Source organism: Sphingobacterium chuzhouense, assembly GCF_014692525.1.
Lineage (GTDB): Bacteria > Bacteroidota > Bacteroidia > Sphingobacteriales > Sphingobacteriaceae > Sphingobacterium > Sphingobacterium chuzhouense.
In genome coordinates, this window is record NZ_JACNYL010000001.1 from 927,768 (window position 1) to 943,843 (window position 16,076).

A 16,076-nucleotide genomic window follows, 5' to 3' on the forward strand; every position below is an offset into this window, starting at 1 on the left:
TAATCGAAAATAAGGTTTTTTTAAAACATACATACAATAGATTGGCTACCAGTCTTTATTCTGAGAATATCCGGCAAGATTAATCTGATCGATAGGTATAGGATAGTGATAATATTTATCATTCCAGCTGCGCGCATCTGCTATATTATTGTAAATAATGACATAATCCTGATTGTCAGTAATTACTGAAGACACATCATTACCACTTTGTCGATATTCGTTTCGCAATGCTGCAGTTAACTTCATTCCCTTTATTGTTTTCCGATTCTCAATGAGTTTTCCGGCTCTCCACCTCAGGATATCAAAAAATCTCAAGCCTTCCCCAATAAGTTCGATTTGCCGTTCGCGTCGGATTTCCCTTAAAAGAGCAGAGAGTTGATAACCGTAATCGAAACCATCCGGGTCAACTGCTACATTAACCATTAAAGGAGGCATATTAACGCGTGCGCGCAAAAGATTTATGCTATTTTCCATATCCTGCTGTGAGAGATTGCCTTGTAATTCATATTTAGCTTCTGCATAATTCAGCAATACTTCCCCGAAGCGGAAAATAAAGGCGTCGATATCCGATTGATTTGCGTTAAATTGAGCCAAGTCACTTGAGCGCCCCTTTATCAACCAATACCCTGTCGTTGTACGTGCGGTCCCGATCGCAGGTAAACCTGTTTTTAACGGTGTTGGGACACCCTCCCCTCTTCTCCAAACAAAGTCTGGAGTAGCTATTGTCTGTATATAGCGAAGATCTCTATTTAGCGCCTCCGTGTCCGGTCGAGAATCGTCATAATCGTATGTTGTCGTGGCAATAGGCTTTCCGTCCCTAAAAAGGTATTGCTCCACAAACGCTTTGCTCACACCGGTATTATTTTCTGTTGCCGTTCTGGTGTAGCCTTGTGTGTTTACACCCAATACATACGACCGGTGTAGGATATTTTCCGGATTTCCATCGAGATTCTGCTGGATAAATAAATTATAATAGTCTTCGCTCGGGTTTCCGGTCGAATACAGACTATATCTTCCCGACTCCATCAACTCCTCAGATGCAGTTAGTGACGCCTGTAAAGGTGCTTGCTCGTCACCCAATTGGTGGTATTTGCGATAAGTACCTTCCCAAAGTCCGATACGAGACAGCAATGCTCTCGCAGCATCTTTATGCAACCTTCCACCTTCTGCCGCTCCCTTCTCTGGCAGATTAGTGACAGCGAACTGTAAATCATCCAACACCTGATCCATCACAACGTTTCGACTCACACGCGCACCAAAAAGTTCCTCTGAAGAATCATCCAGATCTTTAAGAACCAATGGCACATCACCAAAGCGGGCCACTTTCTGCCAATAAAAAAGACCTCTGAAAAAGCGTACTTCTGCAGCATACATATCGGCATTTGCTATTTGCGCTCTTTGGTAACGCTCTAAAAAGTAATTACATTCGCGGATTAACAACCAGTCTTCTGCTGCCCAACCTCCTCCAGTACTCGGTACCGAGAGTGTCCCGCCTAGCAGGGCATCTTGAGTCCGGGGCACCATGTTGTCCGAGTTATTATCTGCATCGAAACTGGCTGCGACCGGCAAGTCGTCGTAAAATTTATTCGCATACAGCTTTAAATCATTTTCAGATTGAAAATAGGTCGGATCGCTAAATTGATCCTGCGGAAAACGGTCGAGAAATCCATCGTTCTTACAGCCTTGGAGGCTAAAAGTAGCTAATGCTATATATACTATTAATTTATGAAATTTCATGAGATTAGAGATTTAATTGAAGACCAAAAGCGAATATTTTTTGAATCGGGTAAGCCATGCGATCTGTCTTTTCCGGGTCGTAGCTTTCAAACATTTTCGTCCATACAAACGGATTTTCGGAAGTTAAGTAAAAGCGTACTTTTGAAAGCTTAGCTTTCTGCAAAATCTTAGACGGCAACGTATAGCCTAATGTCAGTTGCTTTACCCGTAAATACGAGGCGTCCTGCAAATATTGAGTCTGCGTTTGGAAGTTTCCGCCACCACCAAACCGCTGGCGTGGGAAGTAAGCATTGGGATTTTCCTCTGTCCAGTAATCCAGCGACGCCGTTGTAGGCACAGACCATTCACTGGTAAAGCCCCAGAAATAAGTACCGCCCAACATGATATCACGCTTACCTACCCCTTGCATAAAAATTGTCAAATCGAAATTTTTATACTCTCCTCCCAAGCGCAAACCATAGTTGTATCTCGGTTCATTATTTCCAATGATGCGTAGATCGCCAGGATCATCCAACGTATTTAGTCCATTGTTGACAGCTCCGTCATTGTTTAAGTCAGCATAACGTACATCACCTGCCAACCATTTTCCTCCCCAAATGCGGCTCTTATTCAACTGCGCCGCCTCTTCGTCGGTTGCATACAATCCATCGGAAGTATAACCCCAAATCTCACCGATTCTTTTACCCACATAGTGATCGTCCAAGCTGCCAGTAGGATTTAAATCGTACTTCGTTATCTCGGCTTTATTATCGCTCAGATTAAAGCTAGCGAAGTAACGAAAGCCACTTTCCAACTGATCTCTCCAGGAAAGTTCAAACTCCCAACCATTGGTTTTCAGATCAGCCGCATTACGGTTGGGTGCTCCCGTGCCTAAAATAGCAGGTAACGCCAACCCTCGTACGATCATTCCTTTGGTATCACGGCGGTAGATGTCAAATGCTCCTGTCAGGCGATTGTCCAGCATAGTAAAATCTAATCCGAAGTTTCTTGTCGACACTTTCTCCCAAGAGAAATTTGAACTTACTAACCCAGGTGCTGTGATATAGGTCTGCTGCGCATCTCCAAAAATATAATCCGTCGTCCCATAAGGCATCGTCGCAACGTAAGGATAATAATTTATCACCATCGCAACGTCGGAATTATCCAACATCTGATTAGGCAGCTGTCCATATGAACCTCTCAATTTAATGTCGTTGAACAACGGTTTAGCAAAGTCCATAAAAGATTCGTCAGAAAGTCGCCAACCGGCAGATACAGAAGGGCTGAATACATACCGGTTCTCTGCTGCGAAGCGGGAAGATCCATCATAACGCCCGTTAACCTCGATCAAATATTTGTTATCAAATGTATAATTCACACGGAAAAATTGGCCGATAAGTGCCCAATCCCCGATAGTTGACCCCACTAAAGGCTTCTCGTCGTTGTTCAGGTTCACAAAAGGATAATCTTGATTTAGCAAGTTTTTGACCTGAAGGTTGAAAGATTCGTTCTTCTTGTACTCTTGGTTATACCCTCCCATTACCTTTAAATAGTGCTTATCAAACGTATTTTCGTATTGCGCATACACGTTTATTGCCGAATAGATGTCATGACTATTTTCTTCTTGTACAAAGGCCGGGTTATTATGCGGATAGAGGCCTAGTAATGCTGCTTGCGTTGGATCGGTGATATCACCTCCGGCTGGAACCGCACCATACTCATAAAAGGATTTCGTATTCGATTTTCTGTTATAATGGTAAGAGTTCCAAGTCAAATCACCCACGATCTGAAAATTTTTAAGGGGGTTCAGCGTAAATCCTCCTGTTAACCAGATATCATCGGACTTGAACCGGTTTCTTCCATTGTTTTCAATAAGCGCAAATGGGTTTGTGAAGCTACCTTGTCCCGAATAATTGCCATCTGGATGGCGGATAGGCATAATCGGACGGATATCATCCGATATCCTATCACCTAGGATATCGTATCTGGACGTAGTCCCTGGCCTGTCATCCTCTTTTCGATTAAACCGCATTTTTCCCGAAAGCTCCAGCCATTCGGTAGGTTTTACGTTGATCCCCAAATTTCCGTTATATCGATTGAATTTTTGATCAGCAGCTTTGAAGAGTCCTTTTTGTGTAAAAGCCCCTAACGAAGAATAATACGAAATCTTCTCGCTTCCTCCCGATAAAGACAGGTCATGTTGACTCATCGGCTGCGATCCCGGAAACATTTCTCTCATCCAGTTTGTATTCCCCACATACCGGTATCGAGAAGGGTCGTTCGGATCGATATAAACCGCATTTTCCGGTGTAGGGTTAGCCAAATAGCTTTTGATTTTTTCGATATCCAAATCGGTGAATACATCCGAACCCGTCGCACCGCCCGACAGACGACCATTTTGATCCGCCTCGCGGTACATCGTTACGTAATCCAAGGAATTGACGAGGTCTGGTAAAACCGTCGGTCTGGCAAATGATTGGTTTAATGAGTAAGATACGCGAGTGGGTGATTCATATTTACCGCTTTTGGTCGTTATTAAAATAACGCCGTATGCTGCCCGTCCACCGTATATGGCTGCTGAAGCAGCATCTTTTAATACGGTGACACTGGCTACGTCATCCGGATTAATTTGGTTCGGGTCGATTTGCACACCATCCACAAGTACCAATGGCGATCCCCCATTCAATGAGTTGTATCCCCGGATATTGAAAGAAGAACCAGAACCTGGTCTACCGTCGCCTGTGGTCACGTTTAGGTTTGGTACTGCCCCCTGTAACCCTTGTCCCAAATTTGTTATTGAACGCCCTTCGAGCGCTTCCGAACTAACGGAAGACACCGCACCGGTGAGATTAGCTTTCCGATTCGTACCATACCCTACAACAACCACCTCATCTAGCGAGTTGTTTTCGGGTTCGAGTACTACTTTGATCGTTTCCTGTGAACGGATAGAAGAGGTAAACTGTTTAAATCCGACCAAGCGTACCTCGAGGATCGAGCCGGCACTGACCGCAATCTGAAACCGGCCTTCCGTATCCGTAACTGTTGCAACGTCCGAATCTAATACACTTACAGTAGCACCGACAAGTGGATTTCCTTCAATATCCACAACATGCCCGATCAGTGTTTGTTGTACATTCTGATAGTGAATGACAGCACCGCCAGCATAAACGATCTGTGGCTCGCCGAATAAAACAAAAGATAACAAGGTGTAAGTAAGCGCCTTGTTTAACAATTTCCTTCGAAACAGAAACTTCTTTTGGTTGTAAGTTTGCTCCATTGTAATAAGGTTTAAATTTAGTATAACACTACAAACATATATACCTCCGGTCATTTCTTATTTAATAAAATTACCTATCGTATAAACGATTTTATCATAGATATCGATATTCGAGATGATTTTATGAAAAAATAACTTACCACCTACCTTCAAAATGCATTTTCATGTTTCTTTATAATCTTTAAGTTAGTCTATACCCCCTCAAACTCCGGCTAACTCGCTCTTAGAATTTAACTAACTATTATTAGTTAAAATTTCGTACCTTAATAATCTCATTTAAAATTAGAAATCATGGCTAAAATTACATTTAAAGGAACAGCAGTACATACACAAGGTGATTTACCCACAGTGGGGTCTTCTGCTCCCGAATTCAAATTGACCGCAGGCGATTTATCCGAGAAAAGTTTGGGCGACTTTAAAGGAAAGAAAGTTGTGTTAAATATCTTTCCAAGCATAGATACGGGCACATGCGCTATGTCAGTACGTACGTTTAACGAAAAAGCCTCAGGATTGGAAAACACGGTCGTATTGTGCATCTCACGGGACCTTCCTTTCGCACAAGGACGCTTCTGTGCCGCAGAAAATTTAGAAAACGTTATTACCCTTTCCGAATATAAGGACAGTAATTTTTCAGATGCTTATCAGGTTAAGTTTGTAGATGGTCCTTTGACCGGCCTATTAAGTCGCTCGGTTGTCGTTATTGACGAAGAAGGCAAGGTGTCTTATATAGAGCAGGTTGCTGAAACAACAGAAGAGCCAGATTACGATAAGGCGCTCGCAGCGTTGTAAATTCATTGTTCGTGATTCGTGACTAGAAAAGACCGTCACGAATCACGAGTTACCAATCACTTAGAAGCTTCCAAAGCTTGCAAGATATCTGCTATAATATCGTCTTTATCCTCAATGCCCACTGAGAGACGGACACTTCCTGGTTTGATCCCTAAGTTTAATCGTTCTTTTTCGGTCAACTTTGAATGTGTAGTAGAACCCGGATGCGTTGCGATAGAGCGTGCATCGCCAAGATTGGAAGTATACAAAATCATTTGTAAAGCATCTAAAAACCGGAAGGCTCGTGCTGCCCCACCTTTTACTTCAAAGGTAACAATACCACCACCGGCTTTCATTTGTTTAGTAGCCAACTCATATTGCGGATGTGATGGTAAAAAAGGATATTTCACATCTACTATCTCTGTATGTTTTTCTAACACGTTAGCTAATGCCAGTGCATTGCTACAATGTCTATCCATCCGCAGACTTAATGTATCTAGGCTTTTTGATAATACCCAAGCATTAAAAGGAGACATTGCCGGTCCCGTATGACGTATAAAGAACATTAACTGATCAATCAAATCCTGCTTTCCAACGATAACGCCACCTAATACGCGTCCCTGTCCATCCATATATTTTGTCGCAGAATGGATGGAAAGATCAAAGCCATATTGCAACGGCTTTTGCAAATACGGTGTAGCAAAACAATTATCAATCGCAAAAATAACATGGGGATACTTTTCTTTCAAAGATCCCAAGAAAGCTAAATCAGCTAACTCTAAGCCGGGATTAGAAGGAGATTCAAGAAAAACTATTTTCGTATTAGGTTGGATTGCACGTTCCCATGCGTCATTATCTACCGCATCCACATAGGTATGTGTCACTCCCCAACGCGGGAACAATTGTGTCAAAAGCTGATGGGTTGAGCCGAAAAGAGCCCGGGCAGAGACGATGTGATCACCCTGTCTGATAAATGCGGCAAAAGAAGCAAAAACAGCTGCCATTCCAGAAGAGAATGCCAGACCAGCCTCTGCCTCTTCCATAATACAAACCTTGTTTATAAATTCGGCTGTATTAGGATTTGCATAACGCGAATATACCATTCCATCTTCTTCTTCGGCAAAAATGGCCCGACCTTGCTCGGCACTATCAAAAATAAAACTCGATGTTAAATACAAGGGAACGGAATGCTCTCTCGTTGCTGATCGTGGCGCTTGCTCCCTTATGATTTTAGATTGATCTTTCTCCATAACGGACAAAGTTAAAGTTTTTTCCATATTTTATGGATATAAAATATTATGCTGGCATATAGTTTGCTACCTTACTATTTAGGAATCTATAAACCTATTAATGCGTTTTATCTAAAAAACAATTATGCAGATAAAGAAACTACTACTAGGATTGTTACTTGCCAGCCCAACCATGTTATGGGCACAGGGATCACAGGTAAACACACAAGGCCAAAAAGCCGTCGGTATGGCTGGTGCGGGATCCGCACTTTTTGTAGATGAAACTTCCATTTTCTACAGTCCCGGCGCATTAGTAAAAATGGATCATAATGCCGTATCCGTAGGAGCTAGCGCTATCATGTACCGCTCGGCATTCCGGGAGTTTAATAGCAATGATGTGCACCACACCAAGTTTAAAATCTCACCACCATTTTCTGTATTTGCAACGTTCGGCCCTCAAAATTCATGGTGGAAAGCCGGTCTTGGGGTATATACACCGTTTGGCGGTTCTGTCGATTGGGGTGATCAGTGGCCTGGCCGATATGAATTGAACCACCTACAAATGCGCGCTATATATATCCAACCGACATTAAGTTTCAAACTAACAGAAAACTTCGGTATCGGTGGAGGCTTTGTCTACAATGTAGGTTTGGTCGATCTTTCACGATCCATTCCAATAGCTGCGGCAGATGGCACACCCGGACGGGCTGAGCTTTCGGGAGTAGGTACCGGTATGGGCTTTAATGTCGGTGTACATTATAATCTAGAAGATGATTTTGCAATCTCGTTAAGTTACCGTTCCCAGGTTATCACCAAGCTTAAGGATGGCGATGCTCAATTTACCGTGCCCCCTGCATTAGCTGCTTCCTTCCCCAACACGACATTTGAAGCGGAGCTTCCATTACCAAGTTCATTCAACGTGGGACTTACATTTCCTGCCAGTGAACGGGTAGATATTGCGGCGGATGCTACTTTCATTGGCTACAGTGTATATAAAGAACTTGTTTTCGATTACAAAGACAATACACCGGTGCTAGAAGATACAAGGCAGGAAAAAAAATATGAAAATGCTCTTTCTGCTAAAGTGGGCGTCAATTATGAAGCATCTGATCGCCTCGATCTGCGGGTAGGGGGAGGATATGTATATAGTCCCGTTCGAGGACCTTATGTATCCCCTGAAACTCCGGACAACAATCGTATGATGGGATCTATAGGATTTACGTACGATATTAATGACCGATGGGATCTTACCGGCGCTTACGTTTTCCAACACATTCTAGAGCGTACAGTAACTAGTGCAAACACCGGACTTTCTGGTACATACAAAACAAATATTCATGCTCCTGGCATATCCTTAACTTATAAATGGTAGTGATGATGAAAAGAATATTCAAAAATATAGCGCTATACATTGGTATCTTATCCACCCTTGTAGCTTCTTCCTGTAAACCCGAAATTGAAGGCTTTCAAACCACATCCGGCGAGGCGAATTTCTCAAAATATATTTCGGTTGGAAATTCATTAACAGCGGGATTTGCCGATGGCGGATTATACCTTGAAGGACAACAGGTGGCATTTCCTAATCTTATTGCCGAACAACTGCGGCAAGTGGGTGGAGGTGATTTTAGAAGTCCTTTTTTCTCTGAAAATGAACGTAGTGGTTCGGGCTACTTACGACTTAAAGATCTTGTCAATGGGCAACCTGTGTTGGAGAACGTTACCGATAACTTAGCTTATCGTGAACCGGGGAAGCTCAGCAAGCACACAGGAGATATTGAAAACCTAGGTGTTCCGGGTATGCGACTAGACCTCTCCAAATTCGGTCCTTTCAGTGCCGCAAACATGTATTTTGAGCGCTTATTGCAAGATGGAGATGTAGGAACAAAAACGTATATGGATTTTGCCACCGGAAGAGACCACACATTTTTCAGTTTTTGGCTAGGAAACAACGATGTTTTGGGTTATGCCATGAACGGTGCCGTAACGAATCAAGGTGATCTTACCACGGTATTGACGGAAACGGCAATGTTTGAGCAGACATACAGAGATTTTATTGGGGCATTGACAACCAACGATCGGAAAGGTGTGGTGGCGACTATTCCTGATGTAACAGCCATTCCTTTTTTCACCACCGTGACACGGGCAGCGTTGATCGCTGCCATAAAAGCTGAGAGCGGGCAAGACGTCCAGGACATTTATATCGAAACCGGAACAGGTACACCTAGAGCAGCCTCAGATAATGACTTATTTGTACTGCCGTTTGCATCGGCGGGATTGCTAGGTAGCACATCAGCGGAAAGTCCCTACCCATATGGTTTATACCCCGATAATCCTGTCGAAAGCCAATACGTGCTGGACAGCGATGAGGTGACGGCTATTCAGGCTCGTGTAAAGGCGTTTAATGACATCATTAAACAGGTCGCGGAAGAAAAGGGCTTGGCGTTGGCTGATGCGCATACTTATCTCAATCGCGTTAAAGATCCGGGTATTGTTTACAATGGAGTGATCGTCAATGCATCATTTATTACGGGAAATGCTTTTTCGCTAGACGGCGTGCATCTCACACCAATGGGAAATGCCATTATCGCCAACCTTTTTATTGAAGCCATAAATAAACAATACAGCAGTAGAATTCCAAAAGTCGATGCTTCAAAATATAGGGGAGTGAAGTTTCCTTAGTGAAAATTTCCTAGTGCAAAAGTGTTTATTTTTTGCACTAGGAAATAAACCATCTATTTCTTATTGATTTTCTTAAGATAGGTAATCAAATACGGACTCCGATCGGTCTGTATAATCCTAGCATTTAACGTATTTACCAAATATCCATAGGAAGCGTCGGGGTTTTCCACAGCCTTGTCGTCATCGTTCCCACCTGCCAACGTATCCCAAAGCGTATTGTACCACAATAGATTTTTTCCTTTCAATTCATAAGCAAGCTGTAAGGGCAATTTATTAGTCGTTTCTTTATAAACTAATTCAAACGCTACCGGATTTATTTCGTCATTGAAATCATCAATTATTTTTTTGGCGTTTGGTTTATCTAGATTTACTATAGGCATATAAATTACCTTATCCAAATATCGCCCGAATTGACGTTTGACAGTGGCCACATCCTTATTTCCTTTCATGATAATATGATCGACCGTATTTGTTTTCTCCAATAGTTCATAAACCTCATCAAATAAATCGTAAGCTTTATCCAGATTTAACATCACTCTCCCCTTGGCAAGAAGTAGGGCTTCTTCCAATGTCGGGATGCTATGGTGTGTACGTAGCCCTGCGCCGTTCTTCAGTTTCAACACTGTTAACGAATCAAGAGTCCACTCTGCTACATTGCCTTTTCCCGTCGTTGTCCTATCCAAGGTTTTATCGTGCATAAGAATCAACTGACCGTCTTTCGTTTTCGCAATATCGATCTCGACAATATCCACACCTGCTTCAATCGCCAATTCGATTGCCTTGAGTGAGTTTTCCGGTGCCTGTCTCCATTCTCCACGATGGGAAACTACCATCACATTTGTTTCATCACGATCCACCAAAGCTTGCCTTATTTTATCAACTTGTCCAAATATTGCTTGGATCTGAAGCAAGAATATTACGATTATACAATATCTCTTCATTTTCTTAAGATTTATGAGAAAAATTCATCTGCTTTGACAAAGATATTATATTTATACCTAATAGGTATACCTATTTATAGTCTGCCATTTCGCTAATCTCATTCGGTTTTTCCATAGCCCGATGAGCAGCATTTTGGGCGATTTCTGCTTCTTTAGGCGATACATCCGTCGGTCTGTATGAATTTCCAAGTACGCTTTCATCAAAAAGTGCTTCGAACCAAACACATGCGGCGGTGTACCGCCCTATGCCTAGATCAAGATGATATCCGTCCCGATCAAACCGATCACCGATAGCACTCGTACGTCCGTTTTGAATGGCTGTACCTGTCGGCACTACAAAACTGATATTTGCCAAGTCTTTCGCTCTTTCCACGGTTTCTACAATAGCTTTGTACATTGTTAGCTGATCATTGTCGTAGTTTGCAAACCCATTGTGCGTCGAATGCTGGGCATATGCCCAAACTTGATGTAAGATTAACGCCATATTAGGATTCGTTGCATGCTCCTCTACATATTTCGCGATGTCGGTTAAGAAAGGTCTATAAGTTACATATCTTCCGGACAAAGAGCTCGCCTGTTGTAGGACGATATAATCCCACTCTTCATCCATGATAGCCGTCCGTATACGTATATTTCGTTCGTTGGTACGTCTACCTTCACGATCAATTTTTCTATATTGATAAGCAGCATTGTCTGCGCTGGCGTTTTCCCAATGTGTGGTTAGGGTTGCACCACCGATATACAAGTTCCCAATTACAATTGTCTTATCTGCTGCTTCGGCTAACTCATACAAGTATCCTTCCAGCGCATCTTCAGAAAAACTGTTTCCGATAGCAAGTACCTTAACAACCTTCTCCTCTTCGGGAGAAGGTTGTTCGATTTCTGTCTGTTTCTCATCTTTATCACAGGAGATGAACCCGGACATCATCCCTATCGCTAAAATAAAGACAAACTGTTTTATTATATTCTTCATGATTATTTATTCTACTATTGCCCCCATGGTTGTTTTGGAACCTCTATCATTTCCATGAAGATCTTGCACGATCAAATTCTCATCCAAAGCAGGATTATATTCATTCGCTAAGTCCTTCAGCGCGGTACTACTCATGCCAAAGGTCAATGCCGGATTATTTGAGCCGATCGGTAAGAACTGATTGCTTAACATAGTAGACGCATTAAATGCTTCACCCGATTGTACTGTTCCTCCCGCACTATATATCGCTGTGCCGATAGCCGAATTTTTAATAACAGGTGCTACTGCTCCCTCTTCAAAAGCATCAATATCACCACTGCTACTGACTTGTTTGTTACCTGAAATAATAGAATTCACAACCGTTAGGTGATTGATATTGTTTCTTCTATAAACACCGCCTCCTGGCCCAGCGGCCTCGTTGCCAACTACCGTGGTATTGATTAAGTGTACTTCTGTATTATTGTATAACATTACACCTCCCCCTCCGTTAGCTGAAGTAGAAATATTATCTGTAATCAGACAATTTACCAGGTATCCGTTCGAATTCTGCCGCACATAGAACCCAGCTCCGTAAGCGTTGTTACGGTTGCCCGAAATCACACAGTTGTACATATAGATATCGGTATCCGGATACCCATGTACCGCACCTGCTGTACCTGTCGTCGTATTATCATTAAATGTAGAGTTGTACATATATGCATTAGAGCGATCTAACCACAGTCCACCACCGTTTCCAAACCCTTCGTTTTTAGTAACATGCGAATCAAACATATATAGTTCTGCTCCACTATGAACAAACATTCCTGTCGCATACCCTTGTGAACCTACTCTATCCGTTGCTTTATTTTCGGTTACGATTACTTGCCGCAGCACAATTTTACTTCCACCGATATTCATACCTCCACCGTATCCACGAGTATAACCAATATCATTTACCGTAATTCTTGTAGAACGGTCTGATGTATTTCCATCCCGAATCGTAACACCTTGAATTTCAACCTGCATATCATCCACTTTTGGAGCCGTTACCGTGACAACGTGGTATACTTCTGTACCTGAGTTGAGCTTGCCGGAGAATATAGTTAGGTTTTGTGCGGCGTCTGGCGTTGAGCTTGCCGTAGCATTTACAGGATACCCACCAACAAGTTTTATGTTTTTGTTGATTTCAAATGTGTTATCGGCTTCATCGTCTTCATCTCCGTTAGTGATTGTTTGAGTTGGTCGGTATGTACCGGCAGCGATATGAATTTCGCTACCACTCGTAGCTTGTGTAAGCGCGGTTTGTAAATCGGTAGCACTTTCCCATGAACTTCCATCACCCGCTCCATTTTCTTTCACATATATCACATTTACAGCCCCCGACTCTTGCATAACGATAATCTCGCGTATTTCCGCATTGCCAGAGCGTATCGTGATGGTACCGGTTCGTTCGTTGTCATCATTACGATCAACGGTCAATGCGATTTTATGTTTACCTTTTTCACCGGTATTGTTTTCGATCGTTATCCAATTCACATCGGCACTCGCCTCGTATGTAGCTGTTGTGACTATATCCAGAACATACGATCCTCCCCCACTCGACACCTCTAAGCGATCACCATTTACAATAAGTTCGTCATTAAACTTTTCATCTTTCTTACAGCTTAGCGCCGTAGCAACCAAAAGCAATAAAATACATAATTGTTTAACGATATGTTGTTTTTTTATACGATTCATAATTTTTGTTTTTTATTTTAAAGATTGTACATAGTTTGCATGCAGGGTGTTATAGCAATTCACTAAATCTTTTACGTCATCAAAATTACACTCATACATGAATACACCTTCATAACCAACCTTGTCCAAAGCGCTCAATATAGCGTTCCAGTCATTTTCACCCTGCCCAGAACAGGGAAACCAATGGTTTTCAGCCCGCCCGGTGCCATCGCTGACATGAACCGTCATTAAACGATCGCCTAATCGTTCAATCAATATTTCCGGATTTTTTATATGGCACATATCCACTGCCAATCCGATAGTTCTAGGTAAGCGTCCCATTATTTCGACGCATTCCTCCACCGTACGCATCAACGGACGCTCTCGCTGCCCCGCCATCAATTCTGGACCAAGCATATTTTCAACTACTAGCGTCGAACCTATTGCCTTTACTGCTTCATTCAATTCGTTTAGTGATTTCAGCAGTTGGCTTTTGCGCTGCTCCCGTTGATTAGGCGGGTCAAGGTAGTAGCTGGGGTGCACTAGAATATAATCAGGTTTTAACACTTTAATGTATTCCAGTAGTTTAATATGTCCTTGTACAACTTTTTTGCGGCTTTCTTCGTTGATGAGAGATAAATCCATCTTCTCACTATACGCCATGTGAATAGACGAAACGTTTATTCCTTCTGCATCTGCTGCTGCTTTCGCACTATTAAAAATACTTTGCATCGTACCTTCCGTTTGCGACAGTTCACCGTTACTATCAAAAAAATAGTTCATGCCGGCTGCTTCTACATGGTCGATACCCACCGATTTGGCGTAGGCTAGTATTTCATTTGTGAAGTTCCGAACACCTAAAGAATAACCTATTTCCAATTTCTCCGGTACCTCCACTTCGTCGGGTTCAGGTTTAACGTCCTCTTTCCCAGAAGAAGAGCAACCTAATGTAAAACATGCTAATAAAGCAAGAATAGTATATCGTATTATCATTTCCAATATGGGTTTTGTTCCAGATTATCATTCAGATTAAGATCCTCAAGCGGAATGGGGTAATAATAATCCCGTTCTTCATCAAAGCTTCCACCCAGTGGAAAAGGATCTAAATTGCCGGAAGTAGCACTACCGTTTCCTGTCAAGGGGTCACGCAGTGTACGCTGTTGAATATCAATCATAGATGTCACTGTTGGTGGTGCTCCGGCACTACTCCCACTATACACATAAACATCCGCCACACCGTCTCCGGTGAAATCATATGATCCTACTCCGGGAAAATAAATTCCTACAATGGGCTGTTCCAGCTTTTTACCGGCTCGCCAACGCATTAGATCGTCCCATCTATGACCTTCGTTGAACAACTCTATACGACGTTCCCGCCGGATTTCGAGAATGACTCCCTTATTTGCCGCATCAATCGGTACCTTGGGACCTGCAACGCCATTTAAATAGTGTGCCTCTTGATACGAATCCGGATTGGCGTTTGCCGCGGCCATATTTAATGGCGGCATGTCGACACGTGCCCGTAATAGGTTGATTGTACGGTCGAGATCTGCTTGGTTCAATGTGCCTAATTCAGCCTTCGCTTCCGCCAAAATCAATAAGGCTTCCGCATAGCGAAATAAAATAAGATCAAAGTGAGCCAACATCCATTGATCCCTGTCGAGCAACGCTTTGATGACACGATAGCCTGTTGTTGTTCCGGCTAGGGTAACCGGCTCCGGCCTGGTTTCACCAATAACCGTAAAATCCGGTGGAGCTGTTGTCTGCGCCATACGCGGGTCACGGTTTTGAAACTCTTCCAAGTATCCTACAGTTTGGTAATTGGACTTATCTGTAAACCTTGACCCATCTTTCATCAGATAGGAATTTATCATATCTTTATTGATTCCATAGGCTCCAAAAGTTGGGCTGGTCATCGACTGATTTATATCATTATGTGTACGCAAACCACGTTCATAATCTGCTGCTAAGATTGTCTCCACCGCATCTTGGTTATCGCGAGCAAACAGATTGCGGTATGCCTCTGTCGGACCTCCCGTGGTAAATAATGTATACGCTCTGGAGGCAATCAGCTGTTCAGCCGCCTCTACAGCTGCTTCTAGAAAAGGTTCATATCCACTGATCTTGTGATATTTTCGGAAAGTTCCCTCATGCAAACCGATGCGTGCTTTCAAGAGTATCGCGGTATATTTTGAAATACGGTTAAGTGTTTTCTCCGCCGGGATATTGGCAATCGCAAAATCAATGTCTCGCATTACGGAATCCATGACCAGCTGTCGCGAATCACGCGGTTTATACAGATCGGGGTCATTCGCAGCCAACACCTTACCATACCATGGGACATCGCCAAAGCGCTTCACTTTCTCAAAGTAAAAATAAGCTCTAAAAAAACGAGCAACGCCACCATAATGCGCCTTTGCGGCCTCGTCATCCACCTGATGGTAATTCTCCAAAAAATAATTGATATCACGCAAATCTCCCCAAGACCATCCTCCACTACCTTTTGCAGTAGGCACGATACGGTTTCCCCGGATCCTGTTGTTCGGGCTCAGTGGCATTATATTATCCGAAGCTGCATCATCTCTATACACCTCCGTTGTCTGCAATATTGAATAGAAGTTATTCGTCGCCACTTCCAAATCTTTGGCGGTATTAAAGAAAAACTCCGCTTCTACCTGATCTTTCGCCGGCCGATCCAAAAAATCCCGTTCACAGGAAGAAAAACCAAGCCAAGCAATAGTTAAAATACCAAGTTGAATATATTTCATGTTCTTTATATTCTTTATCATCGTATTATG

The 16,076-nt window shown here is 42.7% G+C and carries 11 protein-coding genes; 3 read left to right on the forward strand and 8 right to left on the reverse strand.

The genetic code is table 11. From position 1 onward, the window contains the following. Window positions 1-45 precede the first annotated feature (45 nt). Window positions 46-1,737 carry a RagB/SusD family nutrient uptake outer membrane protein gene (locus H8B21_RS03545; protein ID WP_190312390.1) on the reverse strand — a complete coding sequence of 564 codons (1,692 nt, stop codon included), beginning with the start codon at window positions 1,735-1,737 and terminating at the stop codon, window positions 46-48. A gap of 4 nt (window positions 1,738-1,741) precedes the next feature. Beyond that, a complete protein-coding gene (locus H8B21_RS03550) occupies window positions 1,742-4,993 on the reverse strand; it encodes a SusC/RagA family TonB-linked outer membrane protein (protein WP_223814810.1) in 3,252 nt (1,083 codons plus the stop codon). Window positions 4,994-5,284: 291 nt separating this feature from the next. Between H8B21_RS03550 and tpx the strand changes: the two genes are divergently transcribed. After that, window positions 5,285-5,782 (forward strand): thiol peroxidase, encoded by a 498-nt coding sequence (gene tpx, locus H8B21_RS03555; RefSeq protein ID WP_190312392.1) that lies wholly within the window; start codon window positions 5,285-5,287, stop codon window positions 5,780-5,782. Between the two features lie 56 nt (window positions 5,783-5,838). Here tpx and H8B21_RS03560 read toward each other — a convergent pair whose 3' ends face one another. After that, the gene (locus H8B21_RS03560; protein WP_190312940.1) at window positions 5,839-7,011 is read right to left on the reverse strand and encodes a trans-sulfuration enzyme family protein; all 1,173 of its coding nucleotides are present in this window, start codon (window positions 7,009-7,011) and stop codon (window positions 5,839-5,841) included. Between the two features lie 124 nt (window positions 7,012-7,135). Here H8B21_RS03560 and H8B21_RS03565 point away from each other — a divergent pair, with 124 nt between their 5' ends. After that, on the forward strand, window positions 7,136-8,362 hold the full coding sequence (locus tag H8B21_RS03565; protein WP_223814811.1) for an OmpP1/FadL family transporter: 1,227 nt from the start codon (window positions 7,136-7,138) through the stop codon (window positions 8,360-8,362). 2 nt (window positions 8,363-8,364) lie between these two features. Next, entirely contained in the window at window positions 8,365-9,669 is a 1,305-nt protein-coding gene (locus tag H8B21_RS03570) for an SGNH/GDSL hydrolase family protein (protein ID WP_223814812.1), read from the forward strand. 53 nt (window positions 9,670-9,722) lie between these two features. Here H8B21_RS03570 and H8B21_RS03575 read toward each other — a convergent pair whose 3' ends face one another. From H8B21_RS03575 to H8B21_RS03595, 5 genes are all read right to left on the reverse strand, one after another. Beyond that, window positions 9,723-10,610, reverse strand: coding sequence for a glycerophosphodiester phosphodiesterase family protein (locus H8B21_RS03575; protein WP_190312393.1), 888 nt, complete (start codon window positions 10,608-10,610; stop codon window positions 9,723-9,725). A 70-nt stretch (window positions 10,611-10,680) separates the two neighbouring features. After that, window positions 10,681-11,583 carry a DUF4886 domain-containing protein gene (locus H8B21_RS03580; RefSeq protein WP_223814813.1) on the reverse strand — a complete coding sequence of 301 codons (903 nt, stop codon included), beginning with the start codon at window positions 11,581-11,583 and terminating at the stop codon, window positions 10,681-10,683. A gap of 6 nt (window positions 11,584-11,589) precedes the next feature. Continuing rightward, a complete protein-coding gene (locus tag H8B21_RS03585; RefSeq protein ID WP_190312394.1) occupies window positions 11,590-13,299 on the reverse strand; it encodes a BACON domain-containing protein in 1,710 nt (569 codons plus the stop codon). 12 nt (window positions 13,300-13,311) lie between these two features. Then, the gene (locus tag H8B21_RS03590; RefSeq protein ID WP_190312395.1) at window positions 13,312-14,271 is read right to left on the reverse strand and encodes a sugar phosphate isomerase/epimerase family protein; all 960 of its coding nucleotides are present in this window, start codon (window positions 14,269-14,271) and stop codon (window positions 13,312-13,314) included. Then, window positions 14,268-16,067, reverse strand: coding sequence for a RagB/SusD family nutrient uptake outer membrane protein (locus H8B21_RS03595; RefSeq protein WP_223814814.1), 1,800 nt, complete (start codon window positions 16,065-16,067; stop codon window positions 14,268-14,270). The genes H8B21_RS03590 and H8B21_RS03595 overlap by 4 nt, the downstream gene beginning before the upstream one ends. Window positions 16,068-16,076 lie beyond the last annotated feature (9 nt).